We start from the raw sequence: 14,020 nt of genomic DNA on the forward strand, positions 1-14,020 counted from the left end.
ATGTGGTAATTATGAAAAAATCTTTGGAATTTAAGAATCCGTTTCATCCGGGGAAAGTATTATTAGAAGAATTTCTGATTCCACAAGAATTGACGCAAGCGCAGTTTGCGGATGACGTGGGTTGGACAAAAGCTAAGTTAAACGAAATTATCAAGGGCAAACGTGGTATTACGGCCGACACCGCTTTAGACCTTGCTGATGCCTTAGGAACAACGCCTGAAATTTGGATGAATATGCAAAGTGCGTTTGACTTAAGTGTAGCGCGCAAAACGCGAAAAAAAAGGGCTTAGGGCTGACTGTTTACCCACATCTTTAATTTGAGGTGGTTTTTTTCCCCTCGCCGGGAGGAGACACTGCATTGAGGATTTTATTTTTTAAGTTTTAAAAAAAGACATCTAAAAAAACCTCTTTGACAGAATCACGGAAACAAAACATTTTAAAAAAATCTCTTGCGGGTGTTTTTCTAAGTGCCCACCGAGGCTTTACGATGACTAAATAATTCTTCCCAACCCGCCCTCGTGTCTTCGATTTTCGCTAAGCTCAAAGAGTTTTATACGTTTACAGATCCCCTCTTAAAGCCTTTCGTAAAGACTTTAAAAAAACAGAAAAGAGCCAAATCTGAGAGCTAAAAAGCCGTGATATAACTTCCCAAATTCAAGGGAGTGGTCATGTCTTTAAAATTTTATTCTAACCAAGAGTTAATCCAAAGAATCGAAAAGCTTGTTCGCACGGAAAGAAAAATCACACACTTGGTTTTACTTCACATCAACGAAATCGAAACACGCAAGCTGCATTTAGATATGGGTTATGATGGGATGTATTCTTATTTAACCAAAGGCTTAGGATTTTCGGATGGGGCTGCTTACAGACGTTTGCAGTCAGCAAGGCTGTTAAACCAAGTCCCCGAGGTGGCGGAAAAAATTGAAGCAGGGACTTTAAATTTATCTCAACTCACTCAAGTGCAAAAATGCCTTACAGAAGCTTCGCAAAAAGGTGTGGTCGTCAGTGCATATCAGGCAACCCGCATCTTAGAAAAGATCGAAAATAAGAACGGCTTTGAGACTTTAAAAACCTTGGCTGCAGAGTTTGATATCCCAGCTCAAAGCTTTACAAAGCTTACGCCTCAAAAAGATCAGTCTGTGCGTTTAGAAGTGACACTTTCAGAACAACAATTTGCCGAGCTGGAGTTGGCAAGAAGTCTTTTGTCCCATGTTTTCCCAGATGGCCAGTGGTCCGATATTATTGGAAGTTTAGCTGAAAGATTTAATAAGAAAAAGTTAGGTGGAGGAAGGCTTCAGTTAGTAAATTAGGCACAACTTTTCAACGCAGTGTCTCCTCTCTGCGAAGTACAAAAAACCCACATCGAATAAAAGATGTGGGTAATAGTAAGGGGGCATGCCCCTTTTTTAATGCCCACTGTGGGCGTCTTTATTTTCTTTAAATTCTTTAAGGGGAAGTTTGTAGGTCACTTCGTTGCCAACCGCATTTTCGCGCGTGGCTTTAATACGAAGTTCCGCTTTCTTTGAATATTTTTGGCTAGCCACGCAGTGAAAGTGATTTCCACCCATCACCGAACAAGTAAATGGCACCTCTTTTTTACCGGCGACGGCCTTCATCTCTATTTTAGAATCTTTCACCGTCGGATTTTTAAATTCCATATCCAGTAAAAAAATATGCGCGTCTTGCTTTTCATCCAACATCAATTCGGTATGAAACCCACCGGGCATCTGAACGTGTCCTCCGTGAGGACCGGGTTTGTCTTCGCCGTGGGCCCAGGCGAAAGTGGCCGTATTTAGGATCAAAAAGCAAGCAAGGCTGAATAGTTTCATGACAGAAGGCTCCTTTCTTACAATCTAGGAGGAAGGCTTAGGTTTTGTGACAAAAAAATAAAAAAATATTCTGTTATAAATGCTCCACCTGGCTCCTAATAGAGAGTGGAAGAGGTTTTATGGAATCATTTGAAAAACAGACTCAAAAAGACACGGAACTGCAGCTTATAGGTATGACTTGTGTCAACTGTGCCGCAAAGATTGAAAAGACCCTCAATGCGATGCCAAACGTGAAGGCCTCGGTTAATTTTGCGACCGAAAAAGCCATCGTGCATTTCCCGCCGGATATGCCGGTGAAAGATTTGATTCTGGCTGTACAAAACGTGGGTTATCAGGCCTTTCAATTAGACTCTGAAGAAGACGTTCATAAAGCCGAAGCGGCGGCTCACGCCGAATATAAAAAAGACTTATTCCATTTTATCGCAGCCGTGGTTCTGACTTTGCCGTTTTTAGCGGAAATGATCTCTATGTTTGCGGGTGAGGGGCATGGCTTGATTCCTCGGAATATCCAATGGGCCTTAGCAACGCCGGTGCAATTTTGGATCGGCGCTCGTTTTTATAAGGGCGCTTATTTTGCCCTTCGCTCTAAAACGGCGAACATGGATGTCTTAGTCGCGCTTGGCACGACGATGGCTTATATGTTAAGTGCGGTGATCACCGCGACGCAAATGCATCAACATCATGTTTACTTTGAAGCGAGCACCATGGTGATCACTTTGATCCTGTTAGGCAAGCTGATGGAAAGCCGTGCTAAGGGTAAAACTTCGGAAGCCGTCGAAGGACTTTTGCGTTTGCAGCCCAAAAAAGCATTTGCCGAAAGAAACGGTGAGTTTGTCGAAGTCGATGTCAAAGATCTTAAGCCCGGCGATATTGTTCGCGTAAAAAATGGTGAAGCTTTGCCCATTGATGGGGACGTGGTTGACGGGCAATCCAGTGTCGATGAATCCATGCTCACTGGAGAAAGCATTCCGGTTGCAAAAAAACCGGGTGATGCGGTTTTTGCGGCGACGATGAACCACGAAGGGACTTTAAAAATCAAAGTGACAGGTGTGGGTGCTAAAACTCAATTAGCGCAAATCATTAAAATAGTGACGACGGCCCAGGGATCCAAAGCGCCGATCCAAAGACTCGCCGACAAGATCTCTAGCATTTTTGTTCCGGTGGTGGTGGGGATTGCTTTTGTCACGTTGATTGCGACATATTTTTGGACCGGGGATTGGACGACGGCTTTGATTTCAGCTGTCTCTGTTCTGGTGATCGCATGTCCCTGTGCTTTGGGTCTGGCCACTCCGACCGCCGTGGTGGTGGGGATTGGGAAGGCGGCGCAAGCAGGGATCCTGTTCCGTGATGCCAAAGCACTTGAGTTGGCGGAAAAGATGAACGTGCTGATCTTAGATAAAACGGGCACGATCACGGAGGGTAAACCCAAGGTGCAAGAGGTCGTTCCTTTTGAAGGCTTTAGTAAAGAAAAGATTTTGATTTCATCGGCCAGTTTAGAGCAAGGGTCTTCTCATCCCTTGGCTCATGCGATTGTCGAGGAAGCCAAGGCCAAGCGTTTGGCTTTGGTGAACGTTGAAAAATTCAAAGCCATCTCGGGATCGGGCATTGAAGGCGTGGTTGCGGGAGTGGATGTGAAAGTCGGGCAGCCAGCGTGGTTTGATCTTTCGGACGAGCAAAGTGTTTTAGTAAAAACTTATCAAGCCAAAGGTCAAACCGTGATGGTGGTTTCAATCTCGGGAAAAATCGCCGGTTTTATCGGGGTGGCCGATCAGGTGCGCGAAAGCTCCAGGGCCGCCGTCGCGGCGCTAGCAGCCAAAGGTATTCAAGTGATTATGGTCACCGGGGATAACGAAGGCACAGCGAAAGAAATTTCCCGCCAAGTGGGAATTCAGGAATACAAATATGGCGTCAAGCCTGCGGATAAAGCCAATATCGTGGTCGCGATGAAACGAAAAAAGAAAATCGTGGCGATGGTGGGTGACGGAATTAATGATGCCCCGGCGTTAGCCATGGCCGATATCAGTTTTTCCATGGCCTCGGGCACGGATGTCGCCATTGAAGCCGCTGACATCACCTTGATGAAAAGTGATCTGGGATCCGTCGTCCAAGCTTTGGATTTATCGGGGATGACTTTAAAAAAGATCCGTCAGAATTTGTTCTTTGCGTTTATTTATAATGTCTTGGGAATTCCGCTAGCGGCCTTGGGATTATTAAACCCGATGATCGCGGGCGCTGCCATGGCGGCAAGCTCGGTTTCGGTGGTCAGTAATTCGCTCTTATTAAAGCGGAAGAAGATATGAAGAAAATGATGCACCAGTGCTACCTACGTAGGTAGCAGAGGTGCAGCATAAAAGCACAATTTAAAAGGCTTGCAGAACAATAGACGTGTTCATTTTAACCGGTGTTTCTTCACCATCTTTATCTCGCTCTAGGCCAAAAACATCGACATCAGCCGTGGTGGTGAAGTTAGAGTGATCCAATTGAAGGCCTCCGCAATAGGCGGCGCAGTTTGTTTGAAATGAGCTAGGTCTTCCACTAAGGTTGCGAGGGACTAGGGCTTCAGTGCCACGAATCCACCATTCATTACTAAGAGCACGCAGCTGATCTCCCGCGATGATGCATTTTCCGATGGGGCCCGGTGTTCCGTCTGAATTTCTCAACATCCAAGTGATCCGGATCGTAGAAATGACTAAATCTTTAGAAGAGTCTTTGCGAGAAAATGCAATGGTAGGGATTCGGAAATAGTCTGATTCAACATCTTGCGTTGGCGTTTCGTTGGGCGAAGTGATTTTCTGGCTGTAACAACTAACCGCTTTTGATGGGATGATTGGAAGCGGGGAGCTTGTCATGTGCACTTGGTTGTTAGGAGTTTCCGGCGGCGTGCGATATCTTTGAGAGATCGGATATTCCATGGTTTTTTCAAGACCCGCAAGTCCTAGGATTTCATGAAATATCAGCATCATCTTATATTCGCGCGTCGCGATTCCCCACCAAGCAAAGCGATTGATGACCACCATATTTTTAGCGGGATAATTGATCATCGTCGATTCTTGTTGGCGACCATGGGCTTCAACAATCAGAACCTCGTTGGTCACCGCGACTTTGATGGTTTTTAAGATAGATCTCAGGTCTTTACCCTGAAGCTCAGGATAGGTTTCAAAGTCTTCGGAGACTTCGTCTAAAATACTATTAGCATGTCTTAAGAATTCCAAAGCAATCGGGTCTCCGCCATTGCCAACGCTACCACCGTCCTCAATCCTTGAGGCTTGGGCGGCTAGCGATCCTACCAATAAAGATAGAATAACTAAAAACTTCATTTTACACTCCTTTGTATTTTGTTTGTCAGAGGGAATAGCTGGATCTGAAGCTGAACAACCTGGTCTCCCGTGTCCTCTTCCATTAATTTTTCAAATTTTATTTTAAAATCGCGAATGAGCTCTTTAGCGGCTTCCATATTGGCAGAACTCATTACCAGTGAAATGGCCGAGATCTCTCGCTCTTGAACCGAGACTTTGCGTAAAGCCTGTTTGGCGTTTTCAAGCATCTGCTCGTGATAGCGTTTGATGGCTTCACTGGTGACATCGTTCGTGGTATCTAAGCGGCCTTCGGCCAGTTGCAGATATCCTTTGGAGTTGCGTTTTAATAACTCCAACTCCAACATCACCTTGATGGCGTTAGAAACATCCCGAGGGGTGACTTTGAATAAAAAATTATCTGCAATCCATTCCGGATCTTCTTTAAAGCCATGCATGCGGCAGAATTCGCGCAAAGCCAGGTAATACCAATTGGAGATCACTGAAAAGCTTTTGTCATCCATGATGCGCACTTGAGCGTCGGGATGTTCTTTGCCCATTTTTTCCATCAACAAAACCGACAGACGGGGATCGTGTTTGATTTTGTGCAGTTTTACTAAATCACGAAAGTACTGCGCCTGCTTATGGTTGAACTTAAAATAGCTAATCAATTGTTCGGTGATTTGCGGGCCGGGCTCTCGTTCACCATTGATGATTTTTGTAATGGAAGAAGTGGCCTTTAACCCTAACGATTGCGCCCAAGATCCGTAAGACCAATTCCTGCGCGAAGTTTTCATGTCCTGAGCATGAGCCAGTAAAAAACTGCGATAGTCGGTGAATTGGGTGACGCTTAGATTTGTTCGCATAGGCCAACGGTAAAAAGAATGTTGGCAAGATTCAAACTAAATGTTGGCAGATCGGGCAAATACCCTTGGCATGGCTGCCAACGTCTAACGCTGATCGTTAAGGAGAGGCTAAGAGTCTATTCTTTTTCTTTGGTTTTAATATAAGCGTCGCGAAGCCACAGTCGAATGTGTTTTAAGAAGTAATCCTTCATGCCAAAAAAGACGAAGTGGTTATGAAAGTAATCCCCTCCGCCTTTGTCTTTTTCCGTGAAATTCACGGTGCCGATGATTTCCGGAAGATCCAATTCTTGAGGACGCCATAAGATAAACTCCCGAAAGGCCCCTATGCTCATAGCGCGATAGTACTTCAGAACCAAGCCCGCTTCCGAGATCTCCGTGATCTCGACGGGGTTTGCGACCTTCACCGGAATGATTTCTTGAATCGAGGCTAAGGAGGTTGTCTCTTTGTTGGCAAAGCGTTTTTCGCTGCTTAAAAGTTTTTTTAATAAATAACTGCGATCTAAAGGAGTGAAGATCAGCTCCTTAACCCATTTAGATAGGTTGCGGACCTCGTCAGGTAAGATTTTATGTTTTGAAACCATGTAAAGCACGGGCAAAGCCTCCCCCGAGGCACCATGCTTTTTTTTGCGGTCTTTCATGTACTGTAAAATCTGTTCCCATCGCTTTTCTTTTTCTACGTAAAAAAGATCGTGATTGCCAATGACGATATCAAATTCGGGGGGCAATTCTTGGCGATTGACGGTGTCTTTATCGGCAAGGTCTGAAAGAAATTGTCCATAGTGGTTATAGACAAAAACATGCACGGACTTCATTTTTTCGCTTAAAAAGTTTTTAAGATCAAGACTCAGCTGGACGTCTTCATCTAAAATCAAAATGCTTAAGGGTTTATCGGAAAGCTGTTTTAGGTCCGTGTTCTGATGGCTTTTTTTCTGTAAGACATGGCGACGGATCTGGGCGATCTGTTTATTGTCGATGCCGAAAAAAAGAAAATGGCACAGAAATTCATTTTCGCCGATCTCTTTGGAGGAATCGCAATAAGCGTACACGCTGCGCTTATCATCGGTTTTAAAGGCTTCAGAATAGTACTTGGTGAAAGCGCCCAGTTTGATTTCGTGATTGTTAATTGTGGTAAAACCAACCTCGGATAAGGAATTGATCGACACTTCCTTGAGCATCTCTAAGGTGGAATTCAGCTGAATAGTCGCGACGGTGTCAGACTTCACGGGATGATGCCCGGTGAGGGCATATTCGATGTGCTGCTTTAAAATCAGCTTATCAAACGGCTTAAAGATCACATTGTTAATAATCCGATCTTCCGCCAATTTAATATCGAAATCGGGGCTGTCAAAGGCTGTCAGGATCAAAGCTCCTTCTGGGGAGCGTACTTTGCGGCGGCGTAAAAACTGATGGGCGCGACCAATGAGATTCATATGCCTTTTGCCGAAGATTTCGTATTTTGCGATCATCAAGCGCAGCTCATGATTTTCAGACGGAGCCAATTCTTCATCGGAAGTGTCCGAAGGATGTTTTTCCCCGTGCGTAGCTAGGGCTAAGGGACCGTCTTTCATAACGGCCTTTAAAAACTGATGGAATAAAGCAAGGGTCGGAAAAAAGCGAATATGAAGCTTTGGATCTATCAGTTTAATGGTATCTAATAGATCTTTCTGGGAACGTTCGTCATCTTCTAGAACGTATATGAACTTCATATACCTTAATTATATCTTAGAATGAGGCAGAAAGTAGGGAATTCTTAGTTTCCGCGGAAAATAAAGTAAACAGCCCCCACTAGGCATAAACCCGCCCACAGGAAGTCTAGCTTTAAAGACTGTTTCATATAGAGAACTGAGAACCCGGCAAAGACCACCATCGTGATCACCTCTTGGATGATCTTTAATTGCGGCAAGGTGAAGTGTTGATAACCCATGCGGTTGGCCGGGACTTGCAGCACATATTCAAAAAAAGCGATCCCCCAGCTGACCATGATGGCGACCCACAAAGCGGACTCTTTAAAGGACTTTAAGTGGCCGTACCACGCAAAAGTCATAAAAATATTCGAAAGAACCAAAAGACTGATAGGGGTGATTGTTTGCATCATTTGTTGGACCTCTGACTGTAAGCGTGGTTGCAAAGAAGGCTGGCAATACGACGATACTCACTGAGTAGATCCAAGTGAATGGAGCTCGTATTGATCGAGACATTAATGCCGCGATTTAAACGACTGATGTGATTTTCCCGTAAGCCGATCTCGGTCTTAGCAAGCTCGCGTTTTAACTGAATCGCGTCTTCGCAAAGATCGGGGTTTTGTTGCGCGTTGATGGCCATGGAAGCCACTTTGACGACTTGCTCGTGCATTTGGCGAATTTCCGCCCAACCTTGATCTGAAAATTCAAGCTTTAACGCATTTTTCTTAATGGCTAACGCCAGGATGTTGATATCAATCGCATCCGCCGCACGTTCAAGGTCACTTAAGAACATGATCATGTTCATGATGTTTTGATGAACCACGGTCGTTGATTTATTAGCGTGATCTAAAAGGAACATCTTGGTTTCGCGATACAAGAAATCGACCTTGTTGTCGCGATCCTTGATGGAGTCAAAGTCTTTGGGGTCATTAGACTCAAATAAACGAATCGAATCTTTAATCATTCCTAAAACGATGTCTGAAGTTCTTTGGATTTCGCGATTGGCATAGGAAATGGCCAAGGCCGAGCTTTCATAGTTATTGCGATTCACAAATTCGGTACCAAATTCCTCCGACGCCGCTTTCGGGAACATCTTCTCAATCAGCTCGGCCCCTTTATTGATGAACGGGAAAAAGATCACCGCTGAAAGCACATTAAATATCAAATGCGCATTGGCGATAGAACGCGACATCGTCGTATCAAAGGTCATCAGAAAATCAATAAACACTTGCGTGAAGGGGTAAAAGATCACCACGCTGATGGTTTTATAAAAGAAATGCGCCCAAGCCACTTGGCGGCCGATATAATTTCCGCCCGCAGCGGCAATCAAAGCCACCGAAGTCGTGCCGATATTTGCGCCATACACCCAAAGCATGGCGTCGTAAAACGTGATGGCTTTGACGGCTGCTAAACTCATTGCCAGACCGATGGTCACGGCGCTGGACTGTACCAGCGCGCAGAAGACCATGGAAATCATCAATGAATATCCCGGATTGTCACGAACACTTTGGAATAAGTCCGTCAGCATCGGATTTTCAGCAAAGTGATGCGCTGACGTTGTGATCAAGTTTAAGCCTAAAAACAGCAAACCAAAGCCCATGAAAACCAAAGACAGATTTTTAAAAACAGTTTTCTTGGCTTTGAAATAAAAAGCAAAAGCGATCGCAAAAACGGGAAGCGCAAAAGAGCCCAAGTCTAACGAAATCAATTGAACCGTGAGTGTTGTTCCAATCGCGGTGCCGATAATAACGCCCATGACCTGGCGAAGATTGATAACCTTCGCGGAGCCCAGGCCGACAAGCATCGAAGTGACCGCGCCTGAGCTTTGCATCAGGGTTGTTAAGATCACCCCGGTTAAGATGGCTAAGAACTTACTTTGCGAAAGACGGTTTAAAAGATTTGTGATCTTTCCGGCCATCAATTTTTCTAAAGAGGAGGACGCGATGTTCATCCCGTAAAGGAAAAGGGCGACTCCGCTGACAAGTAAGATAAAATAGGAATTATGCGTGTCTATCATTCTGTGGTGTCCAATTTCTCATCAAAGTGGATGAGACTCCAAAAGAATAGAATTGTAGCAATTAAAGAGGGAATGAGAAAGCCCCAATATTCAAATATCATGTAAACTTGCGCAGATACGAAGGAGCCTAGAATAAAAGAAGCGATCAGACCGGCACGCATCCAGTTCGCCCGCTTTTCGTTAATCCGCGGCTGAATTTTGTGAGAATGAGTTAAGATTCGTACCAAGCCGATGCCTAAGTCCGTCGTAATACCGGTTAAGTGAGTGGTGCGTATGATCGCACCGAACGCCGAAGTGACCGTGCCATTTTGTAAGCCACATGCCAAACACAAGGCGGCCAGTAAAATGTAATCTTTGTGAACGATATCGGCCCCAAAATCTCCGAAAAACCCCAAGCCACCGGCTAGGGCCACCGACGAAGTGAGTAAGAAAATTAAAAACATCACGGTGGGGTACAAAGGTTTGCGATTGGTTTGAATACGTCGATCCACCAGATAAGCAGACATCATGGAACCGCCGATGAAAAATCCAGGGACGAGCAGCATTCCCAAGGAATGAATCCATTTGCCCGAGGCGGCTTCCGCCCCAATCAAGGTTCCAAAGCCAGTGACGTGAGAAACAAAGCGATGACACGACAAAAAACCACCGGTGTTAATAGCGCCGGCTTGAAAAGCCATGGAAAGCCAGATCGCGACATTCGCGCGACTGTAGTGAGAAAGGGTTCGTTGATAAGAGAACATCTGTAACAAGAGTAAAACAACTCTTTCAAAAAGACAAAAGACGGCTATATACTAAGGTCTATGTCTGTACTTGTAGTTGCCGCCGTGATTCGCCGTTTTGCTGATCCAGAAAAACGTGTTTTGATCGTCCGTCGAGGGCCGGGTCAAAGCGGGGCCGGACATTGGGAGTTTCCCGGTGGAAAAGTCGAGCGTGGAGAGTCGCCTGAGCAAGCTTTGATTCGAGAGATTGAAGAGGAGCTGGGGCTCAATATTCGCGTCGGCGCTTTTATTGGTGAAATCGAGCACTCATACCCTACTAAGGTCATTCGGTTGCGTGTGTACTGGGCGGAGAGCCTTCACGGAGAGCTCCAGTTGGTCGAGCACGATGCGGCAAAATGGCTTTTGCCTTCAGAGATTCCGCGGGAAGAACTTTCCGAGGCCGATCGTCCCTTTGTGGCAAAAATCCAAGTGGAAAACTAAGGGAGAAGATAAGAGCGTTCTTCGGGGGTCGGAATGCGACATGTTTCTTCTTTGCCAAACCACGCGTAGCGGTTTTTAGCGACAAATCCGTACATCGCATCGCGAAGAAATCGCGGAATGATCCATCCGAGATTTAATAATTTGTAAGGGCCACCTAGTTTCGTGAGGATCTTTATAACTGCCGAAGATTTGCGATAGGGGATTCCTGCCTCAAAGTAGATCACTGTTTCTAGACTGTTTCGATCCTGGTCGTTTAAAAGAGCTTTGGCGGTTTCACCTTGAAAGGGGGCGAACTGAAAAACGTGAGATTTGTCTAAGCTCACGACGGTATCGACGAAAGAATTGCACAAGTGACAGACTCCATCAAAAAAGATGATTCTTCTGTTTTTTAAATCTGTCTGGCTGTTCGTATTTCCCATGGCGTTTTTCCTAGGCTGTCTTTATAATCTTAGTATGGAAGTTTTTCTTTTTCCACTGGTGAACGTCACATTATTTCCTAGAACGACGAAGCCCCTCAACATATTTGAGCCGCGTTATTTAGCTATGATCAAAGAGGCCGCGGCCAAAAATATTCCAGTGGCATTAGGGTACATCGAAGATCCCGGGAAAGTGACATCCGTAAAACCCGGAGAGCACGTGCCGTTTGTGCGCGAAATCGCAGGTTATGGAACCGTGCAAATCATCGAAGAAAGGCTGAACGGAACTTTGCTGGTCTTCTTGCAAGGCCAAGGCAAGGTGCGCTTAGGGAAGGTTTTAGAAAGCGGAACTCCCTATATTGTTTGTGAAGGTCAGATCTTGCCGGAAAAAACCGTTTTGGATCATTCGGCCGAGTTGGAGTTAACATCGCTTTATAAAATCTTATCGCGTTGGGTGTACACCCACATTCACGATCCTAGTCAGCGGGATATGTTTATGCGCCACCTCAACTTGCCCGAAGAGATCGTCGGCAGTTTTGCGTCTTATTTGGTGCGAGACTATGATTTGCAGCAAATGGTTTTGGAATACGATGATTTGAATGAAAAAATCCGCTTCCTACATCGTTTGATGGAATCAAATGAACTGACGACCTAAGTCGCTAGTTTTTCTAAACGCACTTCGTGAGTGCGCACAAAGTACACCCATTGTAAAAGCACCACCCAAATGGTGTGGGCCAAAGCCAAGTGCGCAATTTTCATCCACACCGGGGCGTGCAAAAGCAAAGTCAGGACGCCAAAAATAAGACCCGTGATCAGGCATAAGCTCATCTGATAAGAGCGCCGCTCAATCAAAATGGATTCTGAAGTCTGCGCTTTAAGCCAGAAAAATAAGGCAAGTCCGCCACCGAAGGTGATCGCCAATATCGGATGCGCCACTCGTAGGCGAACAAGATAATGAGAGTCACTAGAAAAATCATCGGCCAAGGCGGAGAGCCAATCTGCCGTGGGAAAGAGTTGATTGGAGAGTGAAGCCCAAGCTCCGGTCACTCCTAGGGCCACGATAATCCAGGGGAGCCATCGGTATTTTTTATCAGCGGGTGTGGGCTTAGGAAGGGCGGTGTCGGCTAAAGCGGACGCCATGGCCAGAGCGACAACTCCCGTCAGCATAAAAGAGTTGAGCTGATGTAAAGCCATGATGAAAGCACGGTAAGGAGTGTCGTTGTCTGTCACGAGGCCAAACAAAACAAGTTTTGCGCCGAGCAAGGCTTCCGAGATCATAAAGAATAAAGTGGCTAAAGCCATCTTGCGTGCAAAATGTCCTTGGGGATAAATCTTTCGCGCCGCCCACCAAAAATAAATCACGACAAAGCCATAAATTCCCGACATCAGGCGATGACCGTATTCCACCCAGGTTTTTCCGCGCTGTGCTTCGGGAATCAATTGGCCGTGACAAAGCGGCCAGGTGTCGCCACAACCATCGCCCGAATGGGAAATACGCACCCAAGCCCCCCAAAGGATCACTAAAATCGTGTAAACGAGAAGGCTAAATGCAAGTTTCTTGTATTGAGGCTTGGTCATAGGAATATTTGGGTATCACGCCTTGAAAATGCGGTCAACCCGCGGTTAAATAACAGGCATGTCAGACAAACACGCCCACCATCATCATTCTCACGCCGACGGAAAACATCACCACCATCATCACCATTCTCATGGTGCGGCTCTAGGGAATATGACGTGGGCCTTTGCGCTGAATTTGTCGTTTTCAATTATCGAACTGGTGGGTGGAATTTTAACGAACTCGGTGGCGATCTTAAGTGATGCCCTTCATGATTTCGGTGACGCAGTAGCTATGCTTTTAGCTATTGGTTTAGAGAAGTTTTCGCATAAAAAAAGCGACCATCATTTTTCCTATGGCTATCGCCGCTTTTCAACTTTAGGAGCGGTTATCACCGGGGGCATTTTAATTGTCGGATCTATCATGATTCTGATTGAAGCCGTGCCTCGCTTAATAAATCCGCAACAACCTCATGCCGATGGGATGATCGCGTTAGCCGTTTTAGGTCTTACGGTGAACGGGTACGCCGCTTATCGCGTGTCCAAAGGTGAAAGCCTGAATGAGAAAATGCTGATGTGGCATATGATCGAAGATGTTCTGGGCTGGGCCATGGTTTTTGTGGGGGCCATCGTGATGAAATTCTTTGATCTGCCACAATTAGATGCAGGTATGGCGATCGCTTTGGCTTTGTGGATTATGTACAATGTCTTTCGCAATCTTCGTGAAGCGGTGGATGTGTTTTTAATGGCGACACCCGCCAATGCCAGCGTGGCCGATGTGGAGGAGTTGATAAAAAAAATCCCCGGGGTCAAAGCCATCCATCACAGTCACTTGTGGTCGCTAGATGGACAAAGTCATATCTTCACCGCTCATGTGGTGCTGGCCGCGGAAAGTTCTTTTGAGGATGTTTTGCAGGTGAAAGCGGACATAAAAAAGAAGGTTTCAAGCTTAGGCATTATCGAAGCGACAATTGAAACGGAGCTTTTGGGAATGGAATGCATAGATCCCGAGCACTCTTCCTAATCATTCTTTAAGATATTGTAACGATACAAGATTTGTTCTGCAGGGGTCTTTTTTAACTTTCACTTTGTCATCAATATGGTTTAATCCTGATTTATTCGCGAAACACAAGTTTTGCGTCTTATCTCTGTATGGGGTTCAGG

15 protein-coding genes are annotated in these 14,020 nt (G+C 45.5%); 6 read left to right on the top strand and 9 right to left on the bottom strand.

Translation table 11 applies throughout. The annotated features are described in order from the left end of the window. Nucleotides 1-11 precede the first annotated feature (11 nt). Both AZI86_RS12595 and AZI86_RS12600 read left to right on the top strand, forming a co-directional pair. Nucleotides 12-290 carry a HigA family addiction module antitoxin gene (locus tag AZI86_RS12595; protein ID WP_061835557.1) on the top strand — a complete coding sequence of 93 codons (279 nt, stop codon included), beginning with the start codon at nucleotides 12-14 and terminating at the stop codon, nucleotides 288-290. Between the two features lie 378 nt (nucleotides 291-668). Then, nucleotides 669-1,310, top strand: coding sequence for a DUF222 domain-containing protein (locus tag AZI86_RS12600; RefSeq protein WP_061835558.1), 642 nt, complete (start codon nucleotides 669-671; stop codon nucleotides 1,308-1,310). Nucleotides 1,311-1,406: 96 nt separating this feature from the next. Here the strand turns inward: AZI86_RS12600 and AZI86_RS12605 are convergent, their stop codons facing one another. Then, nucleotides 1,407-1,829 carry a hypothetical protein gene (locus AZI86_RS12605; protein ID WP_061835559.1) on the bottom strand — a complete coding sequence of 141 codons (423 nt, stop codon included), beginning with the start codon at nucleotides 1,827-1,829 and terminating at the stop codon, nucleotides 1,407-1,409. 119 nt (nucleotides 1,830-1,948) lie between these two features. Here AZI86_RS12605 and AZI86_RS12610 point away from each other — a divergent pair, with 119 nt between their 5' ends. Beyond that, nucleotides 1,949-4,129, top strand: a complete 2,181-nt coding sequence (locus AZI86_RS12610; RefSeq protein WP_061835560.1) for a heavy metal translocating P-type ATPase — start codon at nucleotides 1,949-1,951, stop codon at nucleotides 4,127-4,129. A gap of 60 nt (nucleotides 4,130-4,189) precedes the next feature. Here the strand turns inward: AZI86_RS12610 and AZI86_RS12615 are convergent, their stop codons facing one another. The 6 genes from AZI86_RS12615 to AZI86_RS12640 all read right to left on the bottom strand — a co-directional run bounded on the left by AZI86_RS12615 (nucleotide 4,190) and on the right by AZI86_RS12640 (nucleotide 10,427). Continuing rightward, the gene (locus AZI86_RS12615) at nucleotides 4,190-5,146 is read right to left on the bottom strand and encodes a hypothetical protein (protein WP_061835561.1); all 957 of its coding nucleotides are present in this window, start codon (nucleotides 5,144-5,146) and stop codon (nucleotides 4,190-4,192) included. After that, nucleotides 5,143-5,988: a TIGR02147 family protein gene (locus AZI86_RS12620; protein ID WP_081111916.1), complete on the bottom strand. Its 846-nt coding sequence runs from the start codon at nucleotides 5,986-5,988 to the stop codon at nucleotides 5,143-5,145. Before AZI86_RS12620 ends, AZI86_RS12615 begins: the two co-directional genes overlap by 4 nt. A 116-nt stretch (nucleotides 5,989-6,104) precedes the next feature. After that, the gene (locus AZI86_RS12625) at nucleotides 6,105-7,694 is read right to left on the bottom strand and encodes a hypothetical protein (RefSeq protein WP_061835563.1); all 1,590 of its coding nucleotides are present in this window, start codon (nucleotides 7,692-7,694) and stop codon (nucleotides 6,105-6,107) included. A gap of 44 nt (nucleotides 7,695-7,738) precedes the next feature. Then, nucleotides 7,739-8,083 carry a DMT family protein gene (locus tag AZI86_RS12630; RefSeq protein ID WP_061835564.1) on the bottom strand — a complete coding sequence of 115 codons (345 nt, stop codon included), beginning with the start codon at nucleotides 8,081-8,083 and terminating at the stop codon, nucleotides 7,739-7,741. Then, on the bottom strand, nucleotides 8,080-9,687 hold the full coding sequence (locus tag AZI86_RS12635) for a Na/Pi cotransporter family protein (protein ID WP_061835565.1): 1,608 nt from the start codon (nucleotides 9,685-9,687) through the stop codon (nucleotides 8,080-8,082). The genes AZI86_RS12630 and AZI86_RS12635 overlap by 4 nt, the downstream gene beginning before the upstream one ends. Continuing rightward, on the bottom strand, nucleotides 9,684-10,427 hold the full coding sequence (locus tag AZI86_RS12640) for a YoaK family protein (protein ID WP_061835566.1): 744 nt from the start codon (nucleotides 10,425-10,427) through the stop codon (nucleotides 9,684-9,686). The genes AZI86_RS12635 and AZI86_RS12640 overlap by 4 nt, the downstream gene beginning before the upstream one ends. Nucleotides 10,428-10,487: 60 nt before the next feature. On the opposite strand from AZI86_RS12640, the gene AZI86_RS12645 reads away from it, so the two are divergent. Continuing rightward, nucleotides 10,488-10,886, top strand: coding sequence for a (deoxy)nucleoside triphosphate pyrophosphohydrolase (locus tag AZI86_RS12645; RefSeq protein ID WP_061835567.1), 399 nt, complete (start codon nucleotides 10,488-10,490; stop codon nucleotides 10,884-10,886). Here the strand turns inward: AZI86_RS12645 and AZI86_RS12650 are convergent. After that, a complete protein-coding gene (locus AZI86_RS12650) occupies nucleotides 10,883-11,305 on the bottom strand; it encodes a thiol-disulfide oxidoreductase DCC family protein (RefSeq protein ID WP_061835568.1) in 423 nt (140 codons plus the stop codon). The genes AZI86_RS12645 and AZI86_RS12650 overlap by 4 nt on opposite strands. 34 nt (nucleotides 11,306-11,339) lie before the next feature. Here AZI86_RS12650 and AZI86_RS12655 point away from each other — a divergent pair, with 34 nt between their 5' ends. Then, nucleotides 11,340-11,957, top strand: a complete 618-nt coding sequence (locus tag AZI86_RS12655; protein WP_061835569.1) for an LON peptidase substrate-binding domain-containing protein — start codon at nucleotides 11,340-11,342, stop codon at nucleotides 11,955-11,957. On the opposite strand, the gene AZI86_RS12660 is transcribed toward AZI86_RS12655, so the two are convergent. Then, nucleotides 11,954-12,880, bottom strand: coding sequence for a COX15/CtaA family protein (locus AZI86_RS12660; protein WP_061835570.1), 927 nt, complete (start codon nucleotides 12,878-12,880; stop codon nucleotides 11,954-11,956). The genes AZI86_RS12655 and AZI86_RS12660 overlap by 4 nt on opposite strands. A gap of 58 nt (nucleotides 12,881-12,938) precedes the next feature. Between AZI86_RS12660 and AZI86_RS12665 the strand changes: the two genes are divergently transcribed. Further along, nucleotides 12,939-13,880 (top strand): cation diffusion facilitator family transporter, encoded by a 942-nt coding sequence (locus tag AZI86_RS12665; RefSeq protein WP_061835571.1) that lies wholly within the window; start codon nucleotides 12,939-12,941, stop codon nucleotides 13,878-13,880. The last annotated feature ends 140 nt before the right edge of the window (nucleotides 13,881-14,020 follow it).

It is taken from the genome of Bdellovibrio bacteriovorus (assembly GCF_001592735.1).
In the GTDB taxonomy this organism is placed as follows: domain Bacteria; phylum Bdellovibrionota; class Bdellovibrionia; order Bdellovibrionales; family Bdellovibrionaceae; genus Bdellovibrio; species Bdellovibrio bacteriovorus_D.

Bases quoted from the DNA above. Each gene is read 5' to 3' on its own strand.
- AZI86_RS12595 (WP_061835557.1), top strand. From the start codon at position 12: ATGAAAAAATCTTTGGAATTTAAGAATCCGTTTCATCCGGGGAAAGTA.
- AZI86_RS12600 (WP_061835558.1), top strand. From the start codon at position 669: ATGTCTTTAAAATTTTATTCTAACCAAGAGTTAATCCAAAGAATCGAA.
- AZI86_RS12605 (WP_061835559.1), bottom strand. From the start codon at position 1,829: ATGAAACTATTCAGCCTTGCTTGCTTTTTGATCCTAAATACGGCCACT.
- AZI86_RS12610 (WP_061835560.1), top strand. From the start codon at position 1,949: ATGGAATCATTTGAAAAACAGACTCAAAAAGACACGGAACTGCAGCTT.
- AZI86_RS12615 (WP_061835561.1), bottom strand. From the start codon at position 5,146: ATGAAGTTTTTAGTTATTCTATCTTTATTGGTAGGATCGCTAGCCGCC.
- AZI86_RS12620 (WP_081111916.1), bottom strand. From the start codon at position 5,988: ATGCGAACAAATCTAAGCGTCACCCAATTCACCGACTATCGCAGTTTT.
- AZI86_RS12625 (WP_061835563.1), bottom strand. From the start codon at position 7,694: ATGAAGTTCATATACGTTCTAGAAGATGACGAACGTTCCCAGAAAGAT.
- AZI86_RS12630 (WP_061835564.1), bottom strand. From the start codon at position 8,083: ATGATGCAAACAATCACCCCTATCAGTCTTTTGGTTCTTTCGAATATT.
- AZI86_RS12635 (WP_061835565.1), bottom strand. From the start codon at position 9,687: ATGATAGACACGCATAATTCCTATTTTATCTTACTTGTCAGCGGAGTC.
- AZI86_RS12640 (WP_061835566.1), bottom strand. From the start codon at position 10,427: ATGTTCTCTTATCAACGAACCCTTTCTCACTACAGTCGCGCGAATGTC.
- AZI86_RS12645 (WP_061835567.1), top strand. From the start codon at position 10,488: ATGTCTGTACTTGTAGTTGCCGCCGTGATTCGCCGTTTTGCTGATCCA.
- AZI86_RS12650 (WP_061835568.1), bottom strand. From the start codon at position 11,305: ATGGGAAATACGAACAGCCAGACAGATTTAAAAAACAGAAGAATCATC.
- AZI86_RS12655 (WP_061835569.1), top strand. From the start codon at position 11,340: ATGGAAGTTTTTCTTTTTCCACTGGTGAACGTCACATTATTTCCTAGA.
- AZI86_RS12660 (WP_061835570.1), bottom strand. From the start codon at position 12,880: ATGACCAAGCCTCAATACAAGAAACTTGCATTTAGCCTTCTCGTTTAC.
- AZI86_RS12665 (WP_061835571.1), top strand. From the start codon at position 12,939: ATGTCAGACAAACACGCCCACCATCATCATTCTCACGCCGACGGAAAA.